Here is a 25,760-nt window from a genome sequence, read left to right on the forward strand (position 1 = left end):
CCTGTCAAGCCCCAGGCTGCTGGCAGGATTTTGCCAGCAGATCCTGGAGTTTCCAGGGCGAGGAGAGGCAGGCGCACCCCTGACTGCACTCGTTGAGCAGGGCGCAGAAGTTGATGAATTCCTCCATCAGATTGGTGGAGGCTTTTTTCTTGTATTGGATGATCTGCAGGGTCCGTTTCATGTCGATGCCCTCCACTGGCAATCCGGCCAGCCAGCCCTGTTCCACTTCCCGGCAGACCGCCAGTTTTGAGAGGCAGGCAACCCCGGCCCCGGATTCAACCGCCTTCTTGATGGCCTCGGTATGGCCCAGTTCCATGATCACCTTGAGCCTGGTTACATGGCGGCCCAGTTTCTTTTTGAAGATCTGCGCCGTGCCCGAGCCCTTTTCCCGCATGACCCACTCGCATCTCTCCAGATCCTCCGGCACCCGGAAGGTCTTCTGGGCGCCTATTTCGCTGGCTGGGCTGGCGATCACCATCAGTTCATCCTGCAGCCAGGGAATCGTTGATATTTGGTCATTGCTGACCTCGCCTTCCACAAACCCAAGATCCATGCTACCGCCGACGATGAGTTCCTCGGCATGGCTGGTGTTGCAGACCTCCATGTCGATGGAGACCGAGGGATGCATGTGCTTGAAGGCGCCGATCAGATAGGGCAGGACATAATTGCCGACCGTGGAACTGGCCACGATCTTGAGGGCGCCGACAACCTTGTCTTTTTTCTCGGTCATCAGGGTTTCGATGTTGTTGATCTGGCAGAGGATTTCCTTGGCAAAGGGCAGGAGGTAGCGGCCGCGGTCGTTGATCAGCAGGGTGCGGCCCCGCCGGTCAAAAAGGGGGCCGGCCAGTTGATTCTGCAGTTCATTCAAGGCCATGCTCACCGCCGATTGGGTCAAAAACAGCCGTTCGCTTGCCTTGGTCACCTGCTGGGTTTCTGCCACGGCGACAAAGATTTCCAGTTGTCTCAAGGTAATGCTCATCAGGAATCCCTCGCGCGGCAATGGTTGGTCTGTGTCTTTTTACTGGCATTCTACTATAAGTAAAACTTGCTGCAAATATCTATATTATTCATTTTTATTTATCATTAAGGTTCGCTACAGTGCATATACGGCAGGGCGCATGGGACAGAGAAACACGCACGGGTCGTTTCCCGCGGCACAAAAATCTGGCGGGACGAGCCCCACAAGGATACTTCAGTAACAAGGAGGAATGCCATGGGAAAGTCGGAAGATGGTATCTGCAGGATTGCCCCACAACGCAACGCTTCTCCGAGGAAAAGCGAAGAGGTTTCGGGAAACCGGTCGAGAACATGGCTCAATGCCGGGGGCGGTAATCTTGTCCAGACCGGCAATGCGCCGGACGAGCACCACGGAAAATTTCCCCGATTCACTCCGCGCCAGGAAATGTACGTGTTCCATCAGGGCGTCGGCAGGGTGCTCGACATCAGCATGGGCGGGGTGTCGTTTTCATACATTGCCGACAACCCTCCGCCAGCGGAACTGCCTGGGGAGGGAATCCTCTTTACCCACAACGGCCAACATGTCCAGGGGGTTCCCTTTGAGATCCTGGCCGATGATGTGTGTTCCCGGTTTTTGTCGAGCGACTATTTTGTCAGGGAAAGACGGATCCGTTTTGGCGAGCTTTCCGAGGTTCAGGTGCGGCAACTGGAAAACTTTATCCTGAACAACGCCCATATCCCGCAATTTTCCTACGACACGCGGTACACGGAGTACAAATCCGTGTATGCCACCGGTAGGGCATATCCTTCTGAGAGGAAAGCGCGGGGAATGGAGAATGCGGATGTACGCCTGGCTTGATCGAGCCGATATCAGGATCTCCCAGGGGATGGACAGGTACTGCCAGCCCCTGATGCGATACTCCATCGCCTTGATCTTCATCTGGTTCGGCCTGCTGAAGCCTTTGGGCATGAGTCCGGAGGAAGAGCTGATCAAGCGGACGGTCTATTGGGTTTCCCCCCAGGTTTTTTTGCCGGTTCTCGGCTGGTGGGAGGTGGCAGTCGGGTTGTGTCTGCTCTATCGGCCGTTGATCCGCATCGCCCTGCTGCTTCTGCTTCTTCAGTTGCCAGGAACGATGCTGCCCTTGTTTCTGCTGCCGGAAATTTGTTTTACCCGTCCGCCTTTCGGGCTCACCCTGGAAGGGCAGTATATCGTGAAAAATATCTTTTTGGTGAGCGCGGCTTTTATGATTGGCGGCAAAGTCCGCGCCCAGTGATCGCCCTCAGCACCGGTTGCGCCCTTCCCTCGCTGCCGGGGCGACTGCGGCCTTGCCAGCCCTTCTCCCCTGGCAAGGCCGCAGAGTTTTTTGCAGAGTGCGGGGTACCTTGAGCGAAAGCTGGTTCTTCAGCGCGCGCTCAATTCGAGCTTGGCAGGGACACCCTCTTCCTGTTCCTCGGTCTGCACCGCAGGGCCGATGCCTATCCTGGCGGGATCCCCTTTGAAACGGCTTGTGAGTTCTTGGACGATGGCCACCCCACGTTGTTCGGCCAAGGCCTGCAGCTCCGTCTGGGGCAGGGGCGCGGTCTCCACCAGATGGCGAAACAGGGCCCGGTAGAAAGCGGAATCCTCGCTGGCCTTTCCGAGCAAGGCCAGAGCCGGGTTGACCCGTTTGGCCTTTTGGCCGGAGGTCTCTTCATAGCGGGACTGAAAGGCGGCCAACGTGTCTTCGCCCAGTTTTTCCAGGGCGCGCTGGGTTTTGGCGTTGTCAAAGGCAATGGGGCCAGGGGTTGTCCCAAATTCCTGCACCAGGGTACGCCGGAGCTGTGACCGTTTGATTGCCGTACCATCAAGGCCAGGCGCAAAACCGCCATGGACGGTGAGTTGGAGCTGTTCCCGCTTGGCAAGGGCCTCCGCGATATTTTTAAGTTTTTCCTGCTCCGGCGGGGCAAGCTCTGCCCGGCCCGGTTCGAAGAGGATGATGCCCGGGTTTTCGGAATTGCCGCCAAGCATGGCGCCCAAAGCGCGAAAGGGCGCGGTCACGATCTTGCTGAGCAGATTGAACAGCGCCTGTCTGATGAGATGCCCGTAAGAGAATTCCGGATGGTCTACGTTGCCGCGGATGGGCATCGCGATATCGATCTTGCCCGCGCTGTCGGTGAGCAGGGCAATGGCCAGATCCAGGGGCAGATCCATGGCGCTGGGGCTTTCGACCCTCTCCCCCAGAGTGAAATCCTCCAGGACCACCGAGTTTTCGCCCAGCAATTCGCTGTCCTTAATGTTGTAGCCCAGATCGAGGTTGAGTTTTCCCGAGGCGATGCTCCGCCCGGCGAAGGTGGCGCTGTAAGGGGAGAGGGGCATCAGGGCGACATTGCGGAAGGTAACCGTGATGTCGGTGAACTGCTTGGGGTTGGATGGGATCAGGCTGCCCTTGGCCTTGGCCTGACCGAACTCGCCGACCCTCCCCTCGAATTTGAGGCTGGCGCGGCTGCCCGGCTTGGAGGAGATGCCGGTGGCTGCGCCCTTGAATTGCGTGACCCGGGTGGCAAAGGGCAGGACCAGGCTTAAGTCGGCAAAATCCACCACCCCGTTATTGAGGCGGATGCGATCTATCGCCACGGGAAAGGCGGGCTTTTCGGCGTCCTCTTTCTTTTCCGCTGTTTCTTCGCTCTGTTTGCGGATTTTGGCCAGATTGAGGCTCTTGTCCTTGAAGATGGTGATTTTTATCCCCGGCTCCCGCAGCCGGATCTGCTTGATGGTCAGCCGGTCCGGGTTGAGTCCGAAATCAAGTCCGCTGGCGGTCAGTTCTTTCCAGGCAAGAAGGCGCGCCCCGGTTTTTTCCTCGTTGAGCAGCAGCTTTCCGATCGTTGCCTCGCCCTCCATGGTGAGCGAAGGTTTTGTTCCGTCCGTGGCATGGAGCAGGTGCAAGTTTGTCGAAAGGTTGCCGGAAACAAGGGCCAGGGCGGCATGCTCCGTAACCAGTGGGGCCAGGGGCTTGAGGTTCATCTCGGTGATGCCGATCCGGGCCTCCGTTTGACCGAGTTTTCCGGCTGATTGCGCCATGGTTCCGCTCAGGCTGACTGAACCGCCTTGGTCTATTTCCGCCTGCGCCTCGAAGGCGATCGGTTTGTCGGCGGGACTGCCGAAATCCTTCACCTGCGCCGTCAGGCCGGTCAGCCCATACGCCAGGGGCGGGGTGTTTTTCTGGTCGACAAAGCCAAGGCGAAATCCGGAGATGTCGAGTTGGTTGAGCGCCACTTTCCAGGGATTTTTTTGCTCCGGCCCGGTTTCTCCCGCTGGTGGCGGTCCGCTCTCGGACCGGGCGTTTCGTTGCGCGGATTTCTTGCGGCTGAGCGGATTTTGGGTATAGGTAATTCCTCCGCCGCTCAGGGCAAGACGTTTGACCACGGCTTCCTGCCGGCCGAGGTCCAGGCTGCCTCCGGACAGCGAAAGGGCGAGGTCCGCCTTGAGGCTGATGGGGGTGGCGCGGCTGGCATCATTGTACTGCAGGTTGAGACCGGTGGCGTCGAAAGAGCCGAGGGAAATCCGCCAAGGGGGCGTCGTGCCGGGAGCGGGTTTGGCGGTTGTGGCGGGAGGATTGTCCGTTTCCTTGACAAGCCTTTGCCAATTGCCGACACCTGCGGCATTGACCACGGCAGCGAACCGGCCACCCTTGAGAATAATCGATGGCAAGGAGATCCGGCGGGTGGCAAAGTCAATGTCTCCGCCCGAGGCGGCGAAACTCTCGATATTCAGGAGCGGCTCTGTTGTGTCCTTTTCAGTGAGCGAGAGTCCCTGTACTTCCAACCGGATGGGGTTTATCCGTAGTTCGGATTTTCCGTTGCCGGCGGAAAAAAGGTACCCTGCCGTGAGGTGTGCCGTGCCGGCGGGTTTTGCGAGATTCAATCCGTCCTGAAAGAGGTGCCAGATTGCGGCGGGCTTAAAATTTTTGAGTTCAATGGAGCCGGTGGAAGAGAGCGGCTGGAGGGACAATTCCCCCTGCCAGCCAAGGGTGCCGTTGTCAGGAAGGGCGGCGCAAACAGTATAGGCGCCGCGATGCTCCGGCAGGGTGGAAATGTTTTTGAGCTCAAGGGCAATGGGCGTAAAGGTGGTGCTGGTCGGTTTTGCTTTGGAATGGTCGGCCAGATGCACCGTGCCGCTGGATAGGGCCAGGTGCTGCAGCAGCAAACGAAGGGGCTTCTTTTTCCCCGTGTCCGGCGGCGGGGCTGACGCTGGCTCTCTTGCAAGGAAATCGGCCAGGTTGAGGCGGCCGTCGCCGTCGATCTTCAGATGAAGGGATGGGCTCTCGATGACAAGGTCGTCAAAGGTCCAGGCGCGGCGGATAATGCTTTCGAGTTCGAAGTCGACAAAAAGCCTGTGCGCCGAGAAGATGGGTTCGTCCGCGTTGTTTATTCGCAGGCTGAGATCCTGGAGCTCGCAGGTAAAGAGCAAAGGATTGATCCGCACCTTGCCGAGCAGAAGCGTGGAGTGGAGCTGCTCTTCGGCATATTGCGGCGCATATCTGGAGAGGAGATAGGGGGCCAGGAGGAATCCCGCCAGGCCATAGACGGTGAACAGCGTGGCAAGGGTGATGCCCAGGATGGAGAGGCGGCGGCGCCAGAGTGGCGGCAGGGAAAACAACTGTCCCGGTTCGATACGTTTCGGCATGGCATTCTCCGTGGGAAAGAGTCCGTGAAACGGAGGACGGTCCGATGATTTTTGCAGGTCGTTGCCCTCAGGTTTCGGGGCAGGGGAATCCCTTTCTTATCCAATTATAGCATAACAGAAAATTTGCAGGACGATACAACTGTAAACCCCGGCCAGCACATCATCCAGGACGATGCCCATGCCGCCGTTGATCCGTTGGTCGATGATCCGGATGGGATAGGGCTTGAAAATGTCGAAAAAACGGAAGATGAGAAAACCCAGCAGCCAGATCAGTGGGTTGTTCGGCGCACCAATCAGGGTGATGAGCATGCCGATGACCTCGTCGATCACTATTACGCCGGGGTCTTTGCGATCCAGAATTTTTTCCGCCTGTCCGGCCGTGATGACTCCGATGAAAAAGATACCCCCCAGGGCAAGGGCATAATGGTTCGGCGCCAGTTGGCGGAGAAAAAAATGCAGGGGCAGGGCCAGCAGGGTGCCCCAGGTGCCGGGGGCCTTGGGCAGATAGCCCGCACCGAAACCGGTGGCAATGGTCATGAATAAACGATCCATTAGGTATCCTTTGTAAAATCCGTGCATTCGGCGCGAGCCACTTCGGCGTACACCGCTTTGATCGAGACGCCCTGCGCGATTGCCACCCGTCGGCAATCTTCGTATTCCGGGGTAAACACCTCGCCGGTGGGAGTCGTTACCTTCTTTACTTTTACCTCGCCCCAGCGTGTGGGAACCGTGCCGATTTCCCGGGGCAGGGTCCAGCGCTGTTCCGTGCGGAAACGCAACCCGATAGCCGTGGTTTCGCTGAGGATGCATTCCTTGATTGCCAAGGAGGCAGCCCGGTCGCAGATCACCCGCAACAAAAAGCCGGGCCGCCCTTTTTTCATCTGAATGGGGATCAGGGCCACATCCAGCGCGCCCAGGAAAAATAGCCGTTCACTGAGATAGGGAAAGGTTTCCGGGGACCAGTCGTCCAGATGGGTTTCGATTACCTCCACCTCCTGGGCTTCGACCGCGATCCGGGCGGTGCCGAGGATCAATCGCAAAATATTGGGCTGACCATTGGCCAGCTCCTGGCTGCCGGCGCCGTAGCCCACGCCGGTGATGGTCATGGCTGGCATGGGACCAAAATCGGCGGCCAACGCCTTGACTATGGCCGCCCCGGTCGGGGTGACCAGTTCCTGGTTCAGCTCCACCCCGTAGGCGGGCATCCCTTGCAGCAGTTCGCACACCGCAGGCGCAGGCAGGGGCAACCGGCCATGGGCGCACTGGACCCAGCCGCGCGGCATGGGCAGGGGGGCGCAATGCAGGTGGGTGATCTTCAGGCAGGCAAGGCCGATGGCCGCGCCGACTATATCAATAATAGCGTCGATTCCCCCTACTTCATGGAAATGTACCGTGTCCGCCGGCTTGCCATGCACCTTCCCCTCGGCCTCGGCCAGCAGGGAGAAGATGGCAAGCGCTGTTGCCTTGACCGGCTCCGCGAGCCTACTTGCGGCGATGAGCTGCCGGATATCCGCCAAGGTGCGGTGCGGATGGTTCTCGCTGCTTTCAACCGAAAGGGTGGTGGCGGCGATGGCTCCGCAGCTTTTTTTGCCCACGGTCAGAGTGTAGCCGTCAAGGCCGAGCAAGGAAAGCTGGCTGCGTAGCTCCGCTTCCGGCAGTCCGGCGTCGAGCAGGGCGCCAAGGAACATGTCGCCGCTGATTCCGGAAAAACAGTCGATATAGGCGATGGTGCGCTGGTCAGTCATTTTTTTTCACCGGGCCAGGGCTGTTGTTATCGTCGTCGGGAAAGGTCCGTTTGCTGTAATGGGTGAGCCAGGTGAGAATCTGCTTGTGATAGAAGGCATACGGGATGGCGACTAGGGCCGAAACCGCCAGGAGAATCGCAAACTTCAGGTAGTTGCCTTGGTAGATCTCGGCCCCTTGGAAGGAGAGAAGCAGGGTGCCAGGGATCCGGCCCACCGCGGTGATGAAGAGAAACACCGGCATCGGCATGTGGCTCATGCCCAGCAGGTAGGCCAGGGAATCCTTGGGAAAGCCGGGCAGGAGAAAGAGCACAAAGGGAATAATAAAATCACCCTTGGAAATCAAGTGGTTAAACCGTTTGTAGATGGCGGCGTGTTCCAGGCGGCGGCGAACCAGATCGCTGAGCAAGCGGCCGACGACAAAGGCCAGCATGGAACCGATGGTGAGTCCCAGAGTGGAGTAGGCAAAGGCGGGTAGGGCTCCGAAGAGGTAGCCGCCCAAGATGCCGCTGGCCTCGCCGGGAATGGGGGCGATCAGCACCTGGAGAACCTGCAGGGCGATGAAGATGAGCGGCGCGAAGACGCCTTTGGCCAGGATGGCTTCCCGGAGCTGTTCCCCGTGGTGCCGGGAATTTTGCAGGTAGGAAATGACCCTGCCGAACAGGTTGTCCTCTTGGAGCGCGTAGAGGGTAACGGCTCCAATCCCGGCCAGGATGAGAACCAGGTAGAAGATGCGGCTTTTCAGGAACCGGGTCATGTGGGGAACCTGATGCCGGAAGCAAGAGGCCTGCCCCGGAGAAAGGCGTCCGCGCTCATCCGTTTGGACCCTTCAAGCTGCACCTCGCCGAGGCGCAGATACCCTTCGCCCGTGGCCACGGTTAAGCCGGTTTTGTCGGCCCTGCACAGGGTGCCGGGCGCTTCGCGTACCGGGCCGGGGATCACCTGCGGGGCAAAAAAACGCAGCCATTTGCCCTCCAGGGTGGTGTGGGCCATGGGCCACGGGTCCAACCCCCTGATCTGGCAACTGATTTTTTGGGCCGATTTCTGCCAGTCGATGGGGCTCAACTCCTTGGTGAGGGGGGGGGCTGGGGTGGCAAGGCTGTCGTCCTGTTTCTGCGGGGGGAGGTTTCCTGCCTTGAGGAGTTCCAGGGCTTCGATCAACAATCGGCCCCCGAGGGCGGCCATCTTCACGGCCAGGGTGCCGGAGGTGTCGTCTGGCTGGATAGCCAGGCTTCCCGGCAGAAGAATATCGCCGGTGTCCATGCCCTCGTCCATCTGCATGATGGTGATGCCGGTTTCCGGGTCGCCGTTCAATACCGCCCACTGGACCGGCGCCGCGCCCCGGTATTTGGGGAGGAGCGAGCCGTGTACGTTGATGGTGCCCAAGCGCGGCAGGTTGAGCACCGGCCCGGTCAGAATGCGGCCATAGGCGGTTACCACCATGAGATCCGGCCTATAGGCGCGGAGCTCTTCAAGAAATTCAGGGGTTCGAACCTTGGTTGGCTGGAGTACCGGGAGGCCCGCAGCCAGTGCCAGCTCCTTGACCGGCGGCGGGCTCAGCTTGCGGCCGCGGCCCTTGGGCTTGTCCGGCTGGCAGACCACGGCCACCACCTCTTCCCCATGGTCGAGCAGCGCTTGCAGTGAGGGCACGGCAAACTCGGGGGTCCCCATGAAGATGATGCGGTACTTGGCTGCCACCGGTTATTTCCCCTCTTCGGCCTTGAGCATCTTTTTGAGCTTCTTTTTATAGAGCGTCCGCTTGAGGGAGCTGATCCGGTCGATGAACAGGGTGCCGTTTAGGTGATCAAGCTCGTGCTGGATCACCCGGGCGTAATAATCCTCCGCCTCAAAGCTTAGGGGCTGGCCGTTGATGTCCTGGGCCTCCACCCAAATTTTTGTGTAACGGGGAACCTTGCTGGAGTACTCCCGCACGCTGAGACACCCCTCTTCATCAACCTCTTCCCCCTCGCCCTTGATGATCTTGGGATTGGCTAGCACGATCAGCTCCCTGGGCGTGTCCTTGGGCGAGATGTCAATGACGCAGAGCTGCAGGGGGATGTTGATCTGCGGGGCCGCTAGGCCGACGCCGGGGGCGTCGTACATGGTTTCCGCCATGTCGGCCACCAGCTTTTTGAGCTCCTCACCGAAGTCGGTCACCGGCTTGGCCGTGTCCTTGAGAATGGGAAAGGGATAGGTGACAATCTCTCGCAGAGCCATGGGGAGTATCCTTGGTGATGCGTTTTTTTTGGTTTCGCCGGGATGAACCGGGGTGATTAAGGAGACAATTTATAACATATTTTCCGGATCAACGTCCACCGACAAATTCACCTTTCCAGCCAACCGGGCGTGCTCCTGTTCCAACTCCAGGCAGAGGGAGTGCAGCTCTTCAAGGTCAGTCCCCTTGAGCAGGATCTGCCAGCGGAATCTGCCCCGCAATCTGGCCAGGGGAGCCGGGGCCGGGCCGAGGATCCCGGTTTTGCGATACCGGCGCAGGGCCTTGCCCTTGGCTGCCAGGGCTTCAGCCCTGTTTTGCACCGCCTCTTCCTGTTCGCCGTCAAGAACCAGATTGATGAGGCGGCTGAAGGGCGGATAGCCCAAGGCCTTGCGCAGTCCGGTTTCTTTTTCGAAAAACCGGGGATAATCGTGGTCGCGGGCTGCGGCAATGCTGTAGTGGGTGGGCTGGTGGGTCTGGACAATGACCCTGCCCGGCTGCTCGCCCCTCCCCGCCCGCCCGGTGACTTGGGCCAAAAGCTGGAAGGTGCGCTCGCCTGCCTTGTAATCGGGCATGCCGAGCCCGGCATCGGCCCAGACAATGCCCACCAGGGTGACATGGGGGAAATGGTGGCCCTTGGTGATCATCTGGGTGCCTACGAGAATGTCCACCTCCCGGTCGTGCACTGCCCGGAGGATGCGAAGGAAATCCTGACGGTTGCGGGTGGTGTCGTGGTCGAGCCGGGCGATACGGGCCTTGGGGAACATCCCCGCAAGTTCCTCTTCGATGCGTTCCGTGCCGAAACCGATGGGCGCCAGATTGATGGAGCGGCAATTGGTACAGACCGTGCGGCTGTTGGTGGCATAGCCGCAGTAATGGCAGACCAGTTCGCCCCTGCCCTTGTGCAGGGTCAGGGTTATCCGGCAATGGGGGCATTGCACCGCCTGGCCGCAGTCGGAGCAGAGCATGCAGCCGGCAAAGCCGCGGCGGTTTAAAAAGACGAGACTCTGCTCCTGCCGGGCCAGGGTTGCCCGCAGTGCCTGTTTGAGTTGCGGGGAAAAAAGCGGCGGCCTACCGGAAACCGTGTTCACCGCCTGGAGATCGACCAGCTCCACCTGGGGCAGGGGCCGGTTTTCGATTCTGGTCGGCAGGCTGAGCAGGGTGTACTTGCCGCTGAGCGCGTGCTGATAGCTGGCCAGCGACGGGGTGGCCGAGCCGAGGAGCACCGTGGCCCCGGTCTGGCTGCCCCGGACCAGGGCCAGGTCGCGGCCCTGGTAGCGCAGGCTGTCTTCTTGCTTGTAGGCACCGTCGTGTTCCTCATCCACGATGATCAGCCCCGGGTCACCAAGGGGCGCGAAGATGGCGGAGCGGGCGCCGATGACGATGCGCGCCTTGCCGGAAACCACCCGCTGCCACTGGTCGAATCGCTCCCCCCTGGCCAGGCCGCTGTGGAGCAGGGCCACGGTCTCGCCAAAGCGGGAAAGGAAATGCGCTTCCAGTTGGGTGGCCAGGGCGATCTCCGGCACCAGCACCAGGACGCTGCGGCCCAAGGCCAGGGTGGCCTCCGCCGCCCGCAGGTAGACCTCGGTCTTGCCGCTGCCGGTGACGCCGTGCAGGAGAAAGGGCGCGTATTTTTTCTTGGCGATGGCCGGGTTCAGTTGGGCAAGTCCATTTTCCTGATCAGCGGTGAGCTGGGGTGGCCTGGGATAAAAAAGCGGGGTTTCGCCAAAGGGGTCGCGATACACCGGGCGTTCTTCCAGGCGGAGAACCCCTTTTCCGGCCAGAGAGGCGAGGGCCTTTGCCGCGCCGCTGTAAGCCTTGGTCAGCTCCCTCCGGGGAAGCGCCTGGGGTGCAGGGAGCAGCATTTCTTCAAGGAGGGCGAGGGTCTTTTTTTCCGAAGGCTTGAGGTTGGCGAGGGTCTCCGGGGCAAGCGGCTCCGAGGCAAGGAACACGCAGGTTTCCGTTTTCTGGCCGATGGTCGCCCCGGAAATAATCTGCTCCACCGAGATCAGCCCCTGCTCACCCCACTGCTCGATGATCCGCCTTTCCTTGCCGCGCCAGAGCTTGCGCACCGTTGCGGCACTGAGTTTTTTCTTGGCGGTCACACTGGCAAGCCAGGGATGGTCATGGACAAGCTGGGGTTGTTCAACAAGGAAATAGTGCAGCCCCGCCTCGGTGGCCATGATTTGTCGGCCGCTCTGCGAGGTGAGCCCGCCGGGCAGCGCGCCCCGGATTACCTCCCCTATTGGATAATGATAGTAGCGGGCCACCCAGCGGAAAAAGGGGACCATGCCTTCCGGAAACACCGGGAAATCATCGAGGAGATCGGCAATGGGCTTGAGGCGGAATGCGGGCTTTTCTTGGGTTACGGCCAGGACATAGCCGGTGAGCAACCGTCCTCCCAAGGGGACCAGCACCCGCTGACCCGGGGCGGGGATCTCCCCGCTGCTCGGGAGGGCGTAGGTCAGGGTTTGCGGCAGGGGCGCGGCCACGGCGACTTCAAGATAGGGAGGGGATGCGGACATGGGCCTGTCGGTGAATTGTGCAACAAAGGTTGATGATCTGATGACAACTAAAAATGCGACGCACAGTCGCAGACGTGCAGAGACAGCACGCTGAAATCAAAGAGCGAGAACTCTGCGCCCCAGCGACGGAAAAAATTGCGGCTGCAAGTTCGGCGAAACTAAAAATCCGCGCAAACCTCCTTGATGTGTTTCTTGAACTCCTTGGATATCACGGGATGCCGCAGAGCATAGGCGACAATGGCTTTGAGGTAGCCGAGTTTGTCGCCTGCGTCGAAACGGGTGCCGGTGAATTCATAGGCATACATGGGGCGTTGTTTGGCCAGGGCCAGCAGGGCGTCGGTGAGCTGGATCTCTCCGCCGTGGCCGGGCGTGGTTTTCTCGAGCATGGGAAAGATTTCCGGGGTCAGGAGATAGCGGCCGATGATTGCCAGGTCGGAGTCGGTGGTGCCGGGGGCGGGCTTTTCCACCATGCGGTCCACCTGATACACCCCTTCCCGGACCTGGGTTCCCTCCACGATCCCGTACTGGTTGGTTTCCTCGGCCGGCACCTTTTGGATCGCCACAATGGGCGCGTCCATTTCCTGGTGCAGGGTGAGCATCTGCTGGCAGCAGGGCACCTTGCTCAAGACCAGATCATCGCCCAGCAGCACCAGGAAGGGCTCGTTGCCAATGACGTTTCTGGTGGTCCAGATGGCGTGGCCCAGTCCCAATGGTTTTTTCTGGCGGACCGTGGTAATGTCGATGAGATTCGAGATGTGGTTGATCTCTTCGCAGAGCGCATCTTTGCCCTTTTGCCGGAGGATGGTGTCGAGTTCGAAATCGTAGTCGAAATGATTTTCAATGGCCGACTTGCCCTGGCTGGTGACAAAAACAATCTCTTCGATTCCGGAGGCGACCACCTCTTCGACAATGTACTGGATGGTGGGGCGGTCGACGATGGTGAGCATTTCCTTGGGGATCGCCTTGCTGGCTGGAAGAAAGCGGGTGCCTTTGCCGGCCACTGGGATAACGGCTTTGCGTACGTTCATGGGAGACCCGTTGCTGAGTATTTTTTAAAAAAGACAGACTACAGTTATGGTATACCACATAGCCAAAGATAGCTGCTACTTCAAGGGAAATAATGAAGCCCCGTAAAAACTCCCTGGAGATCGGATTGTTACCTGGGGCATCGTGAACGAGACGGATGCATTCTTTCCTGAAAAAAACAGAAAAAATTATCAGGCGTCAGGCGCTTCTTGCCGTTGGAGAACGCTGCGTTGTGGCGGTGTCCGGAGGACCGGATTCCATGGCCCTGCTGCAGGTTTTGGCGCATCTGGCCCCAGTGTTCGATTGTTCTCTGGTGGTTGCCCATGTGGATCATGGCTTGCGGCCCAAGGAAGCGGAGGCGGAAGAGCGACTGGTGCGGGAAACGGCTTTGTCCCTGGGGCTTGCCTGCGAGTGCGGCCGGCTGGAGGTTGTTGCCTGCGCCAGGGAAGAGGGGCTCTCCATCGAGCATGCCGCCCGCAATCTTCGCTACGGATTTTTGGCGGAGGTGGCGGCGCGCCATGGAGCCACGAAGATTGCCGTGGCGCATACGGCGGATGATCAGGCCGAGGAGATTTTGTTGCGGCTTATCCGGGGTACCGGCCGCGCGGGTTTGACCGGCATGGCCGGAATGCGCGATGGTCTTGTGATCCGGCCTTTTTTGGGCATCGCCAAGAAGGAGATTTTCCGCTATCTTGCCGAAGAAGCTATCCCCTATTGTCTCGACAGCTCCAACCGGGAGCGGATGTATCTGCGCAACCGGATACGGCTTGATCTGCTGCCCTATTTAGAGGAACATTTTAACCCCAATATCGGCAACTCCCTGCGGGAAACAGCGGCGATTTTGCAAGGGGAAGAGGAGCTGCTGGCCGGGATGGCCAGTCAGGCCTATGTCCAGGTGGTTGCGGAGGAGGGGAGCGAACCCTCCGGGCTGGCGATCCAGGTGGCGGATTTTTTGCGCCACCCCCTGGCCATCCGGCGGCGCATTGCGGAAACAGCTTGCTGGCGCATGGGCTGCAGGCCGACGTTCAGGCAAATTGCCCAGCTTCTCTCCCTGGCGGAAACCGGGGATGAGGGCGCGGGATTGCATCTGGCCCAAGGGTTACGGGTTGTGAAGGCAGAAGGGCGAATGGGCTTTGGTTATCCCCAGGGGCAACAGGCAGTGCGCGGCAATCTCTTGGCGGCGGATAGGGAAGAGGGCTTTGTGTGCAGGGAGCTTTCCGGCCCGGGGGAATATGTTTGGGAGGGCTCAGGGGCGAGGATTACCCTGTGCTTTTTGGCGGCGGCGCCCGAGGGATGGAAAGATGAGTCTTCTCAGACCCTGTATTGCGATGCCGACAAAGTCTCCTTTCCCATGACGGTGCACACCGTTAGGCAGGGAGATCGCTTTCATCCCCTGGGCGCGCCGGGCTCAAAAAAGGTCGGCGATTTTTTCACCGACCGGAAGATCCCCGTGATCCAACGGAGACGGATACCCATCCTGGCCGACCGCGAGGGGATCATTGCCATCCTCGGCGTGCGTCCTGACCAGCGGGCAGCCCTCTCTCCAAGCACCAGAAGGATTCTGGCCGTAAGCCTGCACCCTTTGCCCACCGGTGAAAATGGCTTTACTGAAAAAGCGATACATGGTAAGTAGGTTGCCATTGTACAGAAAAACCCGAGGGCGGGTAGCTCAGTTGGATAGAGTGTTGGCCTCCGAAGCCAAAGGTCGTGGGTTCGATCCCCGCTCCGCCCACCAAAAATTATAAGGAATCAGCCGAAATGCTGGTTCCTTTTTTTGTGGGCATCGCGCCGGTTGCGAAAGGGTATTTTCCGTGCTGCCTTCGCCTGTGCCACAGAAGCGTGATGGTTCCCATCTATTGCTTTAATTCCTCGGGATCCTCCGTTATAATTAAAAAAATCAGGAGCGATACATGGCTCCTTCCGCGGAGAAATCCGGCAAAATGCCGGTTATATGGCATAGATCGCGCAAGAATGGAAATCGATTACGATATGAAAGTGTTGGTGGTTGATGATTCCCTGGTCATGCGGAGGATCATTATCAACCACCTGCGCTCCTTGGGGTATACGCATATCCTTGAGGCGGACAGCGGGGAGAAGGCGCTAACGATTCTGGCGCAAGACGGGGCGGACCTTATTCTTTCCGACTGGTGCATGCGGGGAATGCACGGCATCGAGGTGCTGCGGAGTGTCCGGAACAACGAGCGCACCCGGAACACCCCCTTTATCATGGTAACCGCCGAGGCGCAGCCGCATCTGATTCTGGAAGCGATTCGGGCCCAGGTCAGTGATTATGTGGTCAAGCCTTTTACCAGAGAGAATCTGCGGGAGAGCATCGACAAGGTTCTTGCCCTGGGGCAGGTGGGGGGCTGAAGGCCGGAGCCGCTCCTTCTGCAGGACATTTAAGAAAATTTGCCAGCGGATATCGTGCCCTTATTCCTCAATCTCGGGCAAAGGCTCCCCCCAATCGTCATCTTCCTGCTTTTCTGTTTGGCCCCACTCCTGCGCCTCATCGTCCTGCTCAGCCAATTCATCAAACAATCCTGTTTCGTCCGGCGGGGCAATGCCGGTAAGATCGGCCTCATGCCAGGCTTCGAGGGTGATTTCTTCCGTTGCCCCATCCTCATGCTGGAGTTCGATAAGCCCTTCCTCCTCGTCAACGGTGACCACGACGAAGCGGGCGCCATCCTCGATGGCCTCGTACCAGTTGCCTTCAATGGGTTCAGTGTCGGTCGGCATGGTCTTTTCCGGAGAACGGTTTTTTGCTACATGAGCAGGCAATCCTCTCGCCAGCAGCAATCTTCCTGGCTGCAGTGTTCCATGGCTGAGCCAAAGCAGGGGAAATTCCCTTCTCTTTCCTGGATGGCGCGGATGAGCTCCTCTTTTTTCATCTTGCCTGCCCTGAGGCCAAGATCTTTCGCCTTTGCTTTGATGTCGAGCATTTTCATGGGAAACCTCCGTGGATGGTGAGCGTAATGCCGGAAATCCGGATCGTTACAAGCATGGATTCATGCTGAGGACAGGGCAGTGAGCGGTCTTGATCACCCGCTCGGTAACGCTGCCGAACAGGGTTTTTTCCACTCCCTTGCAGGTCTGGGTGCCGATCATGATCATGTCGCACCCAGTGGCTTTGGCGTGCCGGACGATCTCTGCCGCAACCTTGCCCGTGAGCACCGCGCTCGCATGGGGGAGGTCACGCGGCATGTTTTCCGTGATGAATTCGGTCATCTTGCGTTTGGCCCGTTCGAGCAGTTCTTTTTCCAGATTTTCCAAGGGCAGATGGGGCACGGCAAAACCGGCGTAGGCGTCAAGACTTTCCACCACAAAAACCACCTCGATGGCCGCTGCGAACTTGCGGGCGATCATGATGGCGGACTGCAGAACCCGGTTTGAATGTGCGGAAAAATCCGTGGGAACCAGAATTTTTGTGATGTTGTTCATGGCCGAGCCTCCTCTGGGGAAAGATCTGGGAACAGCGTGGCAATTGAGCCCAGATTTATAGACGGTTGCAGCGCCGCGCGGAGCCGCGTGTCAATGGCCGGTAAAAGTGCCGCTGGCAGCGAAACCAACGCAGTGAGGCTGGGGAAGGAGATGCGGTGTCTTTCGCCTCTGGCGTCTCATCGCCTGGTGCTTTCAACGACAAAGGGGGTGGAGCGTATGGCAATGCTTTTTTTTCTCACCCAGATCCTGGCCATGGGAATCACCTCGCCCTCCATGGTGACGATGTTGGCCAGCTCCTCAACGTAGGAGATATCCTGGGTGTTGAATTCGTAATAAAAGGTGTTTTCGCTGTAGGGGTCGACGACCAAACAGATTTTCTGCGGGTTGGTCGCGTGTTTTTGGGGGGCGCCGGAAAAGGCGATGTGGGTATCGCGCAGCCGTTTTTCATCGCTGGGGCGCTGGTACACCTGGATCTCAAAGCGAACTATCGCTTGGGGAAAGTTGGCGAGGGGCATGGCTGACCTCTGCACTGTGTGATGATTGCCGTGCGGGCAACAACCGAATCGAAGCTCTCATTTCATAGTATACAGATTCTCCGGGGTGAATCAAAAAATAAAGTGGCGGCGGCGGATTTTTTTACGCTCTGTTCCCGCCGGGCCGGGTTGCCTTTATTTCTTAAGCGGAATCGGACGCATGGCATCGTCCACTGCGACAAAGGTGAAAAGTCCCTCGATGGCCTTTACCCTGGATTCGTCGTACATCTGTTCAAGATACACGGTTACCCGGATCTGGATGCTGGTGTTGCCGACCTTGACCACCTGGCCGATCAGTTCGACAAAGGTGCCGGCCGGGATCGGGGTCGTGAAATCGATGCGGTCCGAGCAAACCGTGACGATTTTTTGCCGGGAAAAGCGGGTGGCGGTGATAAAGGCTGCTTCGTCCATCCACTGCAGGGCCGTGCCGCCGAACAGGGTGGCGTAGTGGTTGGTGGTGTTTGGGAAAACCGCCTTGGTGATGCGGGTTTCAGCGGCTTTCATTTTCTGGGTGATCTCCATGTCCATCTCCTGCGGTTTGGCTGCGCAACGTTTCGCTTTCTTCCCTAACCCATTCCTCGACCTCGGCCGAAGACGGCATCCGCCCGGCGCATTTTACCCTGTGGTTGATGATCAGGGCCGGGGTTTTTGTTACCCCGAACCGCCAGATTTCATCGAGATCGTGCACCGATTCCATGTCCGCGGCCAGGCTGAATTTCTGCAGGGCCTCAAAGAGCATGGCGCTCAATGTGTTGCAGGTCACGCAGCCGGAGCCCAGCACCCGGATGGTGAGGATTTCCGGGGCGGCGCCCTGTTTTCCTTGGCGGCGGCGGTATTCGGCGCGCAAGGCCTCGCGGTAGAGAGGCTCCGCGGTTAAGGGGATGTAATTTTCCTTGGCAATGGCCTCAAAAAGAAAATCCACCGCCGCCTCTTCCTCCATCTCTCCGGCAAGCGCCGTGTTCAGTGCCTGGTCAAGGCCGATCAGCCCGATATTGGCCGCGCCGATGCGGATGGTGCGGGGTGCTGGTCTGTCCTGGTTTTCCATGGGGTTCCTGTTTGGGATACGGCGCCAAGCCAAGTTCGTCTAAAAAAGTTTCATCTGCCGTTCGTTTCCTTTCCCGCCTTTGCTCACGAGCTGATCCGTCTCGTTCAGCAGGGAGGCGGGTATTTCCCGGAGAAAGCGGGAGGGTAGGTGGGCGGCGGTCCGGTTGAATATGGTGCGGTTTGCGGCGTTGCTTACAATCAGGTGGTCCTTGGCTCTGGTCATGGCAACATAGAAAAGACGGCGTTCTTCTTCCACGTCGCTGAGGCGGTTGGCAATGGTGCAGGGAAGGATCTCCTCTTCAATCCCGGCCAGAAAAACCACCGGGAACTCCAGGCCTTTGGCGCCATGCATGGTCATGAGGGCCACGGCTTCGGCCCGTTCATCGTATGCGGTGGCCTGGGCGTTTTGCCGGAGATGTTCGCAGAAGCCCTGAAGATCGTTGCCAAAGGCGTTGGCAAGCTGGAGCAATCGCTTGGCCTCCGGCTCCTGGGGATCAATGCCCAGGATGGGCATGGCCTCGGTCAGGGGGAGGGCAAGGCCATGCTCCGCGGCGCGGCGAAAATGCGCGAGGGCTTTTCCCATTGCCGCGATGCTTTTTGCCGCACCGGCAGGGAGGGGAAGGGCAAACGCCGCGCTGTAAAAATCAGGGCAACGCATGGGGAGCTCTTGTTCCAGGCGGGCGATGGTTGCCTCCCCGATGCCTGGAAGGCCGGCCAGCAACAGGAGATGATCGTGTAGGTTCGCGTCTGCCGCACCAGCCAGGAGAAAATGACAGGCGCCCTTCAGGGCTGGTTTGAGATAAAAGGGGGTGGCGCCGACGAGCTGGAAGGGGATGCCCTTGCGGTGCAGGGCTTGGGCAATGGGTTCGGCCAGTTGGCTGAGCCGGTAGAGGATGGCGAAATCGGCAAAGCTCCGTGGCGGGGTCTGCTCGCCGCGGTTGGCGGTGTGCCGGGAAAGACTGCTGATGCCGCCCAACCCCTCTTCGATGCGGCGCACGATAAACTCCGCCTCGGCCTGGGCGCTTGGCGCCTGATACCATTCGATGGGCGTCGTGCTGCTGCATTCGGCCACGAGCTGGGTGTCGCCGCTCTGCCGGTTCCGGCGGATGAGAGCGGCCGCGCCGTCGATGATGGCAGGGGCTGAACGGTAGTTGCGGATCAAGGCCAGGGTGGCGACTCCCTCTCTGTCTCTAAATCGCTGGAAAAGGGTGAGGTCGCTGCCGCGAAAGCCGTAAATGGCCTGGTTGGGGTCGCCGATGGCAAAAACCCGCGCCTGCGCGCCAAGCAACAGGACTAACTGGTACTGGGGATGGTTGAGATCCTGGAATTCGTCGACAAAAAGATGGGTCGCCCTGCCGATGATGTGTTCGGCAAAGGCGGGATCGCTGCTGAGGCGCTCCACGCAGCGGGGGATGACCAGATCAAGGTCAATGGCCTTGTTGGGGGCAAGCGAGGCAATATAGCGCGCAAGAAGTTCCGGCAGGGCTCCACCGGCTGGCAGCGTCCCCCTGTTGAGCTGGTCAACATAGACTGCCAGTTGCTTTTTGAGGATATGGTGTTCGGCTCGGGATATTTCCGGGAAAACCTTGCGCAGATAGAGGTCGCGCTCATCCTCGCCGATGACCAGGAGATCTGGGGTTTCCTTGCGCAACAGGGCCAGGCAATACCCATGGAAGGTGCCCACGAAGATGGCCCGGGCTGCTTCGCCAAGCTCCCGGCTAAGGCGCTCGTGCATCTCGCGGGCTGCCCGGTTGGTGAAAGTGATGGCCACCATCTCTTCGGGACGTTCATGCTCGGCGGTCAGCAGATGTTCGATCCTGGCCACCAGGGTAAAGGTTTTGCCGGTGCCCGGCCCGGCAGCCACCAGAATATTCCTTGCCGCGCTGGTGATGGCGGCCAGTTGCTCCGGGTTGGGTTTTCTTGGGGATTTGGGCGTGTCGGCGGGAGGAGAGGGGTTTCTCTCAAGGGGCAGCGGTGAGCGGGATAGTTTTTTTGCGGGCTGGAGAGTCTTTTTGCCGGCAAACAGGCTGATCTGGCCGGCCAACTCCTCTCGCTCCCCTTCAGCAAAAACCCGGATCACCCCGAATTCCCCGTCGTAGCCAGGGGTGCGGATGACCCTGCCTGTGCGGATGCGGGCCACTGCCTTGCCCAGCACCGGAGACATCCGGTTGATTTCCTCCACCGGCGTGTCGAGCAGCAGGTTGAACTCCGACCCGAAGCGGTCGATGACCTTGGCGTACAGAGCCATCACCCCCTTGGTGGCCGGGCCGGCGCCGAGGATCTCGCCCAACACCTCGGGCAGCGGGATAAGGCTGTGCACCGCGGGCGAGCCCGGCGGGTAGTACGGCTCGGTCCGCTCGGCCAGCTCCATGACCCGGTGCAGCACCCCCACGGTCAGGGGCTTGCCGCAGACCGGGCAGATCGAGCCGATTTTCCGGGTTTCGAGTGGCTCAAGGCAAACATGGCAGTTCCGGTGGCCGTCGCAATGGTACTTTCCTTCTTCCGGGTAGAATTCGATCGTCCCGGAAAAACCGCCGGTTAGAGGATTTTTCAGGGCCTCGCGCAGATCGGCAAAGCTGAAGCCGGTGTTGAAGATGTTCGCCTCCCGGCCCAATTTCCCAGGAGAATGGCAATCGGAATTGGAGATCAGGGCGAAGCGGTCCAAGGCCGGGATGAGCCGGTTCATGTCCGGGTCCGAGGAGAGGCCGGTTTCGAGCGCGAAGACGTGCGGGCTGAGATCGCCGTAGCATTCCTCGATGGTGTTAAAGCCGGAACGGGAGCCGAACAGGGAGAACCACGGCGTCCAGATGTGGGCGGGCACCAGAAAACCCTCCGGCGCTTTTTCGAGCAGGATTTCGAGCAGATCGCGGGAGTCAAGGCCCAGGATGGGGCGGCCGTCGGACTCGATGTTGCCGATGCCGGCCAGGACGGAGTTTATCCGTTCCGCCGAGGCGAAATCGGGCACATAGAGCAGATTGTGGACCTTGCGCACCGCGCCGTGCCGCTTGTAGATGGAGCTGATCTCAGCGGTGAGCAAAAAACGGCTGGGCAGGGCAACCGGGGTCGCCTCCGATAAGGCCGGAGGAATTGCCTCGTCCTTGAGCTTATAAAACCCCAGTTCGGCAGGCTCAAGCTGCTCCTTGAGCTGGCTGAACCAGCCGGGATGGGTGAAGTCACCGGTGCCGAGGAGATGGATGCCCTTGACGTGAGCCCAGGCGGCAAGGCCCTGCAGGTTTCCGGCCTTGCTGGTTGCCCGGGAGAAGGGGGAATGGATATGGAGATCAGCGATATAGCGCATTTTTTTTGTTGCCGTTTGAAAAATCTCTTTCGTTTAAAAAACGTCTAAATCCCCCCTCGCCCCCCTTTTTCAAAGGGGGGAATAATATGCACTACCTGCTTTGTAAGTAATCGCTGTGCTCCCCCTTTGAAAAAGGGGGATTGAGGAGGATTTATTTAGTGCGATGATACAGCATTTCCCTCGGATGCAATTTCTTAACCGGACAGTGCGGGCAGAGGCTGAAAAAAGAGAGGAGTTGAGTCCGCTCGTTGCTGTTCCCCACTTTGAAAAAGGGGGGTCAGGGGGGATTTTTATGTGTTTTTCGGCCTTTTACGATTTCATCTATCACCACCAGCACTGCATCCGTCTCCAATAAAACCTGCCTATTATCAAAACGCAATACACGCAAGCCTAATTCGGTCAATGCTGCATCGCGTTCTTGGTCTTTGGTCTGATGCTCTTCTGCAAAATGTTGGCTTCCGTCGAGTTCGATCACCAACTTCGCTACCGGGCAATAAAAATCCACAACGAATGTGGACAATGGCTTTTGCCGATAAAACTGGACACCTTGTATCTGCTTGCGTCGAATGCGTTGCCATAGCACCTGTTCCGCATCGGTCATGTTGGTTCTGAGTGAGCGGGAATTTTCCTTGAGTTTTGGGCTGTAGCGTTCCATTTTTTCTCAAAATCCCCCTCAGTCCCCCTTTTTCAAAGGGGGACGCCATCATCAAACGTCATTTTTCTTAAAAAAAGAGAAAAACCGACGTTAACCAATGAATCTTACACAGATTCACTCTTCCTGTCCACGCCCTATTTTCCTACGGAAAAGACGGAAAAGGATGGCCTTCCTTTGATAAAATCGCTATATATTGAGCAGTTCATTTCGAACTTTTTTTTAATGAGAGGGAGACCGGAAATGGTTGAACAGATAACAGACGTGGTGATTATCGGCGCTGGCCCGGCAGGGTTGCAGGCCGCCGTGCACGCAGCCAGAAAAAAGGCTTCGGTACTTGTCTTGGGGCGGGTGGAAAACAGCAGTATTTCCCAGGCCCATGTTGAGAATTATCTCTGTGTCGATGGCGTGACCGCTGGGGCGGAGTTGCTGCGGGTCGCCTTGGCCCAGGCCATCCGTTTTGGCGCGGAGGTGTGGCCGGAGGATGTCCTGCACCTTGGCCAGGAAGGAGAGCTGTTCACGGTCAAGGTGGAAAGCGGACGGCAGGTCACGGCCCGAACCCTGATCCTTGCCACCGGCACCTCACGGAAAAAGTTGAAGGTGCCTGGCGAGAAGGAGCTGCTGGGGCGTGGGGTCAGTTATTGTGTGGATTGCGATGCCAATTTTTATCGCAACGCCAAGGTGGCGGTGGTGGGCAACGAATCCGCTGCGGTGGACGGGGCCCTGACCCTTACCAAGTATGCCGCCGAGGTGCATCTGGTTTGTAAGGATTTGGCGGTTACCAAGGAGCTTGGCGAAAAGCTGGCCGCCAGCTCGGTGGTGGTCCATAAGGGAAGATGGCCTCAGGAGATTGTCGGCGAAAAGGCGGTGAGCGGCCTTGTGCTGGACAGCGGCGAGACCCTTGCCGTGGACGGGGTTTTTGTCGAACTCGGGGCCAAGGGGGCCATGGAGCTTGCCACCAGCATCGGCGTCCTGCTCGACACGGAAACCTTCTCCTTTATCGAAACCAACAAGAAGCAGGAAACCAATATCCCAGGTATCTACGCGGCGGGCGACATTGCCGGACCTCCCTGGCAGATGGCCAAGGCGGTGGGCGAGGGGTGCGTGGCCGGTTGGGAGGCCGCCAACCACGCCAACCGGCTCAAGCGTATTCCGGAAAGCGTATAACGTGCCGGATTTTTTGCCGATGGACTCCCCCGAACAGTACATGGCAGTCGCCCTTGCCGAGGCACGGCTTGCAGCGGCGCGGGGCGAGGTGCCCATCGGCGCGGTGCTGGTGGACAGCGCCGGACAGATTATCGCCCAAAACGGTAATCGCACCATTGAGCTGTGCGACCCAGGAGCGCACGCGGAGATGCTGGTGCTGCGACAGGCGGGCCGGTTGCAGGGGAATTACCGGTTGCCCGGCACCACCCTCTATGTTACTCTTGAGCCCTGCGTGATGTGCGCTGGTGCCCTGGTGCACGCCCGGGTGAGCCGCCTGGTCTATGGGGCCATTGATCCCAAGGCAGGCGGAGTTGTTTCTCTGTTTCAGGTCGGACAGGACACGCGGCTCAATCATCTGCTGGCCGTGGAAGGCGGCCTGCTGGCGGCGGAGAGCGCCACCCTGCTCAAGGATTTTTTCCGGCAGAGAAGGTGCGGGGCAGGCGAGGGCAAAAGGTAGGAGCGGCTTCAGCCGCGATAATCTGCTTGAAACGGAGAGGTGCCAGAGCGGCCGAACGGGAGCGACTCGAAATCGCTTGACCTGGGAGACCAGGTCCGTGGGTTCGAATCCCACCCTCTCCTCCAGTTCTGCCGGGGAAAAAATCGGTCGGACGTTATTGGGTGATGATTTCGTAAAAAAATCAATAATCGTGATATGCTGTTTCCGGCGTTCGTTTCGGTCCTCGCTTGAGTGGGAAAAGCCGGAGTAAACGAGCGGAGCGAGACCACGGTCCAGGGTCCTGGATAGTTAGGGAAAGCCCGGGTCTCTGTTTTTACCGAGGTGACGATTTGTAGAGCTTCTTTTTTTTGCGTGTCTGCAACGGAGCTTGGCGGGTTGCACGAAAATAAGAATGGTGGAAAAATGACGCGATACCTCGACTGGCTCCATCAAGCGGAAAACGACTTGCAATGGGCGAAACATTCTTTTGCCGGAGGTTTTTATGCCCAGTCCTGTTTTGTCTGTCAGCAGGCTGGCGAAAAGGCATTAAAGGCATATTGTCTGTTCAAGGAGTATGATACTGTTCGCACACACTCCCTCTATCAGATCATCCGGGCGTTGCATGAAAACGGGAAGCTGGAACAATGCGCCAAGATCCTCGATTTGTATTACATCGCCGGACGGTATCCGGACGCATTCCCCGGAGGAGCTCCTTACGAAATGATCACCCGCGAGCAGGCCGAGGAAGCTCTTGCGTCTGTCGAGACAATCTATGCAATCATTGTCGAACGAACATCTTCCGGGAAATAATCTTCATGGCGCGGTCGATTTTGGAGAAAAGCAGGCCAGAGGTCAGTGTTCGTGATTACGGCAGGGATGCGCTTGTCGAGATATTCCGGCAACGGCTTTCGCAGCATCCCAATGTTGCCGCCGCCTTTCTCTTTGGTTCGTCGGCAAGCGGCAAGGCCTCATTTTGGTCTGACTGCGATCTCGTGGTTGTTGCCCAGACGGAAGATCCGTTTATCAAAAGGCCAAGACTTTTTGATGACCTTTTCGATCTTGGCTTCGCGCTTGATCTGCTGGTGTATACCCCGGCCGAGTTTGCAGAGATGCAGTCGGACGCCTCGCCGTTCTGGAAAAGTTTTAGGGAAAGCTGTGTCAGGGTTATCTGATTTCTCGTGCATGAAGATGTGGCCGGGAGAAAAAGTGACATCCCTGCTGCGCCCGAAACGAGCCAGCCTTTTGATGCCAGTATCCCTTCGCTTCGCATGAATCAGGACGCAGCAAGAGAGTGGTTCGCCATCCGCACCAAGCCCCAACAGGAACAGATTGCCAAACTGCATTACCAGCGGCAGGGGTATGTGGTCTACCTGCCCATGATGCGGACCATAGTCCGGCACGCCCGCCGCACCGAGGAGAAGCTCAAGCCGTTTTTTCCGGGTTATCTCTTTTTGCATCTTGCCCCGCTCGAACGAAACTGGGTGGCGATTTCCTCCACCCGTGGCGCCCTCGGGCCGATATGCTTCGGCGACCAGTATGTGCCGGTGCCGGACTGGATCATCGCCGACCTGCAGGCCAAGGAAGACGGGAGCGGAGCGGTCCCATTGGCGGAGTTGCGGGAAAAATGGCTGACTCCGGGCGCTGCTGTCGCGGTGCAACTTGATGATGACACCTCTGTCCAGGGGTTGTTTTACTCATTCTCCGGCGAGGAGAATGTGGTGGTGCTTTTGAGTTTTCTTAACCGTCAGGTGAAGGCCACACTTCCTTTGGATAGGGTACAGCGACAATAAGGCGTTTAGGTTATTCCATCTTTTTTGATCAATCCCCGTTTTTGTTTGACACTGGCTGAAAATGTCATGTATACCGGGGCAACGGTTGAATAGGCGTTCACCCGAAGGGCGGTAGCATGCCATTTTTCTATTTTAGTAAATTTGGCTGGTTTTATTTTTCGGAGAGCAAGAGATACGGAAGAGCGCAGGGCACAACAGCCTTATAATGAATTGCCAGGCATCATGTTTACCGAAAGGT

The 25,760-nt window shown here is 58.6% G+C and carries 26 protein-coding genes and 2 tRNA genes; 11 read left to right on the top strand and 17 right to left on the bottom strand.

Annotated elements, in window-relative coordinates:
• Positions 1–4: 4 nt before the first annotated feature.
• Complete coding sequence (locus MWR57_RS03535; RefSeq protein ID WP_423123408.1) at positions 5–979, bottom strand: LysR substrate-binding domain-containing protein; 975 nt, start codon at positions 977–979, stop codon at positions 5–7.
• A gap of 234 nt (positions 980–1,213) precedes the next feature.
• Between MWR57_RS03535 and MWR57_RS03540 the strand changes: the two genes are divergently transcribed.
• Both MWR57_RS03540 and MWR57_RS03545 read left to right on the top strand, forming a co-directional pair.
• Positions 1,214–1,816, top strand: a complete 603-nt coding sequence (locus tag MWR57_RS03540) for a hypothetical protein (RefSeq protein ID WP_423123409.1) — start codon at positions 1,214–1,216, stop codon at positions 1,814–1,816.
• Positions 1,794–2,231, top strand: a complete 438-nt coding sequence (locus MWR57_RS03545) for a hypothetical protein (RefSeq protein ID WP_479723939.1) — start codon at positions 1,794–1,796, stop codon at positions 2,229–2,231. The genes MWR57_RS03540 and MWR57_RS03545 overlap by 23 nt, the downstream gene beginning before the upstream one ends.
• A 128-nt stretch (positions 2,232–2,359) precedes the next feature.
• On the opposite strand, the gene MWR57_RS03550 is transcribed toward MWR57_RS03545, so the two are convergent.
• The 8 genes from MWR57_RS03550 to galU form a co-directional block, all read right to left on the bottom strand.
• Positions 2,360–5,620, bottom strand: coding sequence for a DUF748 domain-containing protein (locus tag MWR57_RS03550; RefSeq protein WP_423123411.1), 3,261 nt, complete (start codon positions 5,618–5,620; stop codon positions 2,360–2,362).
• 96 nt (positions 5,621–5,716) lie between these two features.
• The gene (locus MWR57_RS03555) at positions 5,717–6,172 is read right to left on the bottom strand and encodes a phosphatidylglycerophosphatase A family protein (protein WP_423123412.1); all 456 of its coding nucleotides are present in this window, start codon (positions 6,170–6,172) and stop codon (positions 5,717–5,719) included.
• Entirely contained in the window at positions 6,172–7,365 is a 1,194-nt protein-coding gene (gene larC / locus MWR57_RS03560; RefSeq protein ID WP_423123413.1) for a nickel pincer cofactor biosynthesis protein LarC, read from the bottom strand. The genes MWR57_RS03555 and larC overlap by 1 nt, the downstream gene beginning before the upstream one ends.
• Positions 7,358–8,119 (bottom strand): TVP38/TMEM64 family protein, encoded by a 762-nt coding sequence (locus MWR57_RS03565; protein ID WP_423123414.1) that lies wholly within the window; start codon positions 8,117–8,119, stop codon positions 7,358–7,360. The genes larC and MWR57_RS03565 overlap by 8 nt, the downstream gene beginning before the upstream one ends.
• Positions 8,116–9,060, bottom strand: coding sequence for a methionyl-tRNA formyltransferase (gene fmt / locus MWR57_RS03570; protein WP_423123415.1), 945 nt, complete (start codon positions 9,058–9,060; stop codon positions 8,116–8,118). The genes MWR57_RS03565 and fmt overlap by 4 nt, the downstream gene beginning before the upstream one ends.
• Before the next feature lie 3 nt (positions 9,061–9,063).
• Positions 9,064–9,579: a peptide deformylase gene (def, locus tag MWR57_RS03575; RefSeq protein ID WP_423123416.1), complete on the bottom strand. Its 516-nt coding sequence runs from the start codon at positions 9,577–9,579 to the stop codon at positions 9,064–9,066.
• A 69-nt stretch (positions 9,580–9,648) separates the two neighbouring features.
• Positions 9,649–12,099, bottom strand: a complete 2,451-nt coding sequence (gene priA, locus MWR57_RS03580) for a replication restart helicase PriA (RefSeq protein ID WP_423123417.1) — start codon at positions 12,097–12,099, stop codon at positions 9,649–9,651.
• 158 nt (positions 12,100–12,257) lie between these two features.
• Positions 12,258–13,127 (bottom strand): UTP--glucose-1-phosphate uridylyltransferase GalU, encoded by an 870-nt coding sequence (galU, locus tag MWR57_RS03585; RefSeq protein WP_423123418.1) that lies wholly within the window; start codon positions 13,125–13,127, stop codon positions 12,258–12,260.
• Positions 13,128–13,282: 155 nt separating this feature from the next.
• Between galU and tilS the strand changes: the two genes are divergently transcribed.
• From tilS to MWR57_RS03600, 3 genes are all read left to right on the top strand, one after another.
• Positions 13,283–14,758: a tRNA lysidine(34) synthetase TilS gene (tilS, locus tag MWR57_RS03590; protein WP_423123419.1), complete on the top strand. Its 1,476-nt coding sequence runs from the start codon at positions 13,283–13,285 to the stop codon at positions 14,756–14,758.
• A gap of 25 nt (positions 14,759–14,783) precedes the next feature.
• Positions 14,784–14,860, top strand: a tRNA-Arg gene (locus MWR57_RS03595).
• A gap of 254 nt (positions 14,861–15,114) precedes the next feature.
• Entirely contained in the window at positions 15,115–15,495 is a 381-nt protein-coding gene (locus MWR57_RS03600) for a response regulator (RefSeq protein WP_479723940.1), read from the top strand.
• 60 nt (positions 15,496–15,555) lie between these two features.
• Here MWR57_RS03600 and MWR57_RS03605 read toward each other — a convergent pair whose 3' ends face one another.
• The 8 genes from MWR57_RS03605 to MWR57_RS03640 all read right to left on the bottom strand — a co-directional run bounded on the left by MWR57_RS03605 (position 15,556) and on the right by MWR57_RS03640 (position 22,093).
• Positions 15,556–15,861 (bottom strand): DUF6763 family protein, encoded by a 306-nt coding sequence (locus tag MWR57_RS03605; protein WP_423123421.1) that lies wholly within the window; start codon positions 15,859–15,861, stop codon positions 15,556–15,558.
• 26 nt (positions 15,862–15,887) lie between these two features.
• Positions 15,888–16,070 carry a hypothetical protein gene (locus MWR57_RS03610; protein WP_423123422.1) on the bottom strand — a complete coding sequence of 61 codons (183 nt, stop codon included), beginning with the start codon at positions 16,068–16,070 and terminating at the stop codon, positions 15,888–15,890.
• Between the two features lie 46 nt (positions 16,071–16,116).
• Positions 16,117–16,563, bottom strand: coding sequence for a universal stress protein (locus MWR57_RS03615; protein WP_423123423.1), 447 nt, complete (start codon positions 16,561–16,563; stop codon positions 16,117–16,119).
• A 176-nt stretch (positions 16,564–16,739) separates the two neighbouring features.
• Positions 16,740–17,078 (bottom strand): hypothetical protein, encoded by a 339-nt coding sequence (locus tag MWR57_RS03620; RefSeq protein ID WP_423123424.1) that lies wholly within the window; start codon positions 17,076–17,078, stop codon positions 16,740–16,742.
• A 153-nt stretch (positions 17,079–17,231) separates the two neighbouring features.
• A complete protein-coding gene (locus MWR57_RS03625) occupies positions 17,232–17,618 on the bottom strand; it encodes an acyl-CoA thioesterase (protein WP_423123425.1) in 387 nt (128 codons plus the stop codon).
• Entirely contained in the window at positions 17,587–18,141 is a 555-nt protein-coding gene (locus MWR57_RS03630; RefSeq protein WP_423123426.1) for a thioredoxin family protein, read from the bottom strand. Before MWR57_RS03630 ends, MWR57_RS03625 begins: the two co-directional genes overlap by 32 nt.
• Positions 18,142–18,180: 39 nt before the next feature.
• Positions 18,181–21,438, bottom strand: coding sequence for a UvrD-helicase domain-containing protein (locus MWR57_RS03635; RefSeq protein WP_423123427.1), 3,258 nt, complete (start codon positions 21,436–21,438; stop codon positions 18,181–18,183).
• A 277-nt stretch (positions 21,439–21,715) separates the two neighbouring features.
• Positions 21,716–22,093, bottom strand: coding sequence for an endonuclease domain-containing protein (locus tag MWR57_RS03640; protein ID WP_423123428.1), 378 nt, complete (start codon positions 22,091–22,093; stop codon positions 21,716–21,718).
• A gap of 240 nt (positions 22,094–22,333) precedes the next feature.
• On the opposite strand from MWR57_RS03640, the gene MWR57_RS03645 reads away from it, so the two are divergent.
• From MWR57_RS03645 to MWR57_RS03670, 6 genes are all read left to right on the top strand, one after another.
• Positions 22,334–23,257 carry an NAD(P)/FAD-dependent oxidoreductase gene (locus tag MWR57_RS03645; protein ID WP_423123429.1) on the top strand — a complete coding sequence of 308 codons (924 nt, stop codon included), beginning with the start codon at positions 22,334–22,336 and terminating at the stop codon, positions 23,255–23,257.
• Between the two features lie 19 nt (positions 23,258–23,276).
• Complete coding sequence (tadA, locus tag MWR57_RS03650; RefSeq protein ID WP_423123430.1) at positions 23,277–23,753, top strand: tRNA adenosine(34) deaminase TadA; 477 nt, start codon at positions 23,277–23,279, stop codon at positions 23,751–23,753.
• A gap of 33 nt (positions 23,754–23,786) precedes the next feature.
• Positions 23,787–23,878 (top strand) — tRNA-Ser (locus tag MWR57_RS03655).
• A gap of 250 nt (positions 23,879–24,128) precedes the next feature.
• Positions 24,129–24,542 (top strand): HEPN domain-containing protein, encoded by a 414-nt coding sequence (locus tag MWR57_RS03660; protein ID WP_423123431.1) that lies wholly within the window; start codon positions 24,129–24,131, stop codon positions 24,540–24,542.
• A 5-nt stretch (positions 24,543–24,547) separates the two neighbouring features.
• The gene (locus MWR57_RS03665; protein WP_423123432.1) at positions 24,548–24,904 is read left to right on the top strand and encodes a nucleotidyltransferase domain-containing protein; all 357 of its coding nucleotides are present in this window, start codon (positions 24,548–24,550) and stop codon (positions 24,902–24,904) included.
• Positions 24,905–25,000: 96 nt separating this feature from the next.
• The gene (locus MWR57_RS03670) at positions 25,001–25,522 is read left to right on the top strand and encodes a transcriptional activator RfaH (RefSeq protein ID WP_423123433.1); all 522 of its coding nucleotides are present in this window, start codon (positions 25,001–25,003) and stop codon (positions 25,520–25,522) included.
• Positions 25,523–25,760: the final 238 nt, after the last annotated feature.

This window comes from Hydrosulfovibrio ferrireducens, assembly GCF_046883345.1.
Classification (GTDB): domain Bacteria; phylum Desulfobacterota; class Desulfobulbia; order Desulfobulbales; family Desulfurivibrionaceae; genus Thiovibrio; species Thiovibrio ferrireducens.

What these genes read in the sequence shown, in the direction of transcription:
- MWR57_RS03535 (WP_423123408.1), bottom strand. Translation starts at nt 979, where the DNA reads ATGAGCATTACCTTGAGACAACTGGAAATCTTTGTCGCCGTGGCAGAA.
- MWR57_RS03540 (WP_423123409.1), top strand. Translation starts at nt 1,214, where the DNA reads ATGGGAAAGTCGGAAGATGGTATCTGCAGGATTGCCCCACAACGCAAC.
- MWR57_RS03545 (WP_479723939.1), top strand. Translation starts at nt 1,794, where the DNA reads ATGCGGATGTACGCCTGGCTTGATCGAGCCGATATCAGGATCTCCCAG.
- MWR57_RS03550 (WP_423123411.1), bottom strand. Translation starts at nt 5,620, where the DNA reads ATGCCGAAACGTATCGAACCGGGACAGTTGTTTTCCCTGCCGCCACTC.
- MWR57_RS03555 (WP_423123412.1), bottom strand. Translation starts at nt 6,172, where the DNA reads ATGGATCGTTTATTCATGACCATTGCCACCGGTTTCGGTGCGGGCTAT.
- larC (WP_423123413.1), bottom strand. Translation starts at nt 7,365, where the DNA reads ATGACTGACCAGCGCACCATCGCCTATATCGACTGTTTTTCCGGAATC.
- MWR57_RS03565 (WP_423123414.1), bottom strand. Translation starts at nt 8,119, where the DNA reads ATGACCCGGTTCCTGAAAAGCCGCATCTTCTACCTGGTTCTCATCCTG.
- def (WP_423123416.1), bottom strand. Translation starts at nt 9,579, where the DNA reads ATGGCTCTGCGAGAGATTGTCACCTATCCCTTTCCCATTCTCAAGGAC.
- priA (WP_423123417.1), bottom strand. Translation starts at nt 12,099, where the DNA reads ATGTCCGCATCCCCTCCCTATCTTGAAGTCGCCGTGGCCGCGCCCCTG.
- galU (WP_423123418.1), bottom strand. Translation starts at nt 13,127, where the DNA reads ATGAACGTACGCAAAGCCGTTATCCCAGTGGCCGGCAAAGGCACCCGC.
- tilS (WP_423123419.1), top strand. Translation starts at nt 13,283, where the DNA reads ATGCATTCTTTCCTGAAAAAAACAGAAAAAATTATCAGGCGTCAGGCG.
- MWR57_RS03600 (WP_479723940.1), top strand. Translation starts at nt 15,115, where the DNA reads ATGAAAGTGTTGGTGGTTGATGATTCCCTGGTCATGCGGAGGATCATT.
- MWR57_RS03605 (WP_423123421.1), bottom strand. Translation starts at nt 15,861, where the DNA reads ATGCCGACCGACACTGAACCCATTGAAGGCAACTGGTACGAGGCCATC.
- MWR57_RS03610 (WP_423123422.1), bottom strand. Translation starts at nt 16,070, where the DNA reads ATGAAAATGCTCGACATCAAAGCAAAGGCGAAAGATCTTGGCCTCAGG.
- MWR57_RS03615 (WP_423123423.1), bottom strand. Translation starts at nt 16,563, where the DNA reads ATGAACAACATCACAAAAATTCTGGTTCCCACGGATTTTTCCGCACAT.
- MWR57_RS03620 (WP_423123424.1), bottom strand. Translation starts at nt 17,078, where the DNA reads ATGCCCCTCGCCAACTTTCCCCAAGCGATAGTTCGCTTTGAGATCCAG.
- MWR57_RS03625 (WP_423123425.1), bottom strand. Translation starts at nt 17,618, where the DNA reads ATGGAGATCACCCAGAAAATGAAAGCCGCTGAAACCCGCATCACCAAG.
- MWR57_RS03630 (WP_423123426.1), bottom strand. Translation starts at nt 18,141, where the DNA reads ATGGAAAACCAGGACAGACCAGCACCCCGCACCATCCGCATCGGCGCG.
- MWR57_RS03635 (WP_423123427.1), bottom strand. Translation starts at nt 21,438, where the DNA reads ATGCGCTATATCGCTGATCTCCATATCCATTCCCCCTTCTCCCGGGCA.
- MWR57_RS03640 (WP_423123428.1), bottom strand. Translation starts at nt 22,093, where the DNA reads ATGGAACGCTACAGCCCAAAACTCAAGGAAAATTCCCGCTCACTCAGA.
- MWR57_RS03645 (WP_423123429.1), top strand. Translation starts at nt 22,334, where the DNA reads ATGGTTGAACAGATAACAGACGTGGTGATTATCGGCGCTGGCCCGGCA.
- tadA (WP_423123430.1), top strand. Translation starts at nt 23,277, where the DNA reads ATGGACTCCCCCGAACAGTACATGGCAGTCGCCCTTGCCGAGGCACGG.
- MWR57_RS03665 (WP_423123432.1), top strand. Translation starts at nt 24,548, where the DNA reads ATGGCGCGGTCGATTTTGGAGAAAAGCAGGCCAGAGGTCAGTGTTCGT.
- MWR57_RS03670 (WP_423123433.1), top strand. Translation starts at nt 25,001, where the DNA reads ATGAATCAGGACGCAGCAAGAGAGTGGTTCGCCATCCGCACCAAGCCC.